Here is an 873-nt window from a genome sequence, read left to right on the forward strand (position 1 = left end):
TGCAGGTTCGATTCCTGCAGGGGCTACCAATAAAATCAATAGGTTATAAATTATTTTTTTAATTTTGCATTTCTGTGTAGCACATATGTAGCAAATTAAATTTAAATATTTAGTTTAAATTTTGAGATCTATTAGAATATGGTAGATCGCTATTTGTTTATCTTCTCGAAAACGAGACTCTACAGCGGTTATCAATGTCGGTTTTGTAATCAAACCAATTATCTCGTGACTATCTGTATTTACACTTTTAAATCCATCATACTGCTTGCTTTTCAGATTCAAAAGATACTTTTTAACTTTTGAAGTGAAGTTAGAAAAATAACAATATGACACGATAAAAACAGGTGATAACCCTAATAAATCATAATCAGAAATCTTGTTTAAGTGTTCATCTATTGTTGTATTGTTAAGGGAACTCAAGTTTAAAGCTTCAAAAATAGAAATTGGGACGTTTCTGTTATCTAAAATCAAACCATCACTTTCACCTACACCTATTCCACTTGGTGCTTTACCTGTTCTTTTTTGATCACAAAGTGTTAAACCGAACCACGATAACCTGTGATTTATTAAAGAAACACACCAATCATTTATTAAATCTTCATTTTTATTTTTATTTAAAATTTCGAGATTCTTTGCCCTAATAAGTAACTCTTTTACACAGGCTAAAATTTCTTGATATAGAAAATTATCAACACTATTTTTTTCATCATTTGATAATATCGAAGCTAAATCTTCTATTGATTTATTCTTGATTTCTCTAAAAATAGTTTTTAGTTCATTATTTGATTTATATGAATGAATTATCTCACTTTTCATCATTTCACGCTGAAGGGGTTCGAGCCTTTCTTTTATTGATATTGCTATTTTTTCGAC

At 28.6% G+C, this 873-nt stretch carries 1 protein-coding gene; it reads right to left on the minus strand.

The window, feature by feature from the left end:
* Window positions 1-114: 114 nt before the first annotated feature.
* A partial coding sequence (locus tag QL989_RS19125) for a hypothetical protein (protein WP_290171718.1) occupies window positions 115-873 on the minus strand: 759 nt, incomplete at its 5' end.

It is taken from the genome of Pseudoalteromonas sp. APC 3224 (genome assembly GCF_030407535.1).
Classification (GTDB): domain Bacteria; phylum Pseudomonadota; class Gammaproteobacteria; order Enterobacterales; family Alteromonadaceae; genus Pseudoalteromonas.